The organism is Candidatus Phytoplasma citri (assembly GCF_002009625.1).
Lineage (GTDB): Bacteria > Bacillota_I > Bacilli_A > Acholeplasmatales > Acholeplasmataceae > Phytoplasma > Phytoplasma citri.
On the sequence record NZ_MWKN01000010.1, the window covers coordinates 1 to 742 of the forward strand.

Consider the following 742-nt stretch of genomic DNA (forward strand, 5'->3'; position numbering starts at 1 on the left):
GTGATTTTGCGATGTCCATAAAAATATTGATAGTTTAAACATAAAGCTTTAATTCGTTTTTGTTGTAACAAATATTTTTTTTCTTTTTCCTTTAGTTTATTTTGGATTTTTAACCAATAATAAGTACTTCGGTTAATTTGGATGGTTTGTAAAATGGTGGTTAAATTGAGAGTTTGTTGGAATTGGTTAACCAAATAAAAAACCATCTTTTTATCAATTTTTTTAATTTTTTCCATCATTTTTTGTAATAATTCGATTTTTTGTTTTAATTTTTGCATCTTAAGACCAATTATCTTTACCAATTATTTTTAAATATATTTCCTATTATAACTCGGAAAGATTTTAAGAGCTTCAGTTTATTTATCTTTTTATTAAATATAGAATAATAAACCTTGGAAAGGTTATTAACTCAAAAATTTAAATTAAATTAATAATTTAAATAAATTAAAACACAATTACCTTATATACATCTCTCTACAACCCTGGCAAGGTTATTGACTTAAAAATTAAAATAAATTTAAAATTAATATAATTAAAAGAACCAAATTATTTTCTTAACGCAAAGGATTTTTATGATATCGATAACGATAATGATCAAAAATGATTATCGATAATATCAAATATCGATATCATTATCATTATCGATATAAATATATAAAGTATCACTCCTTCGAGGAGTTAATGTTGAACTAGGTTATTTTAAAAGACAAATGATGAGTGAATGATGAGTGAATGATGATAA

General features: G+C 22.1%; 1 pseudogene. It reads right to left on the reverse strand.

The annotated features are described in order from the left end of the window. Window positions 1–278 (reverse strand): annotated as a pseudogene (locus B2G44_RS00380) (IS3 family transposase); the annotation flags it as partial. Between the last annotated feature and the right edge of the window lie 464 nt (window positions 279–742).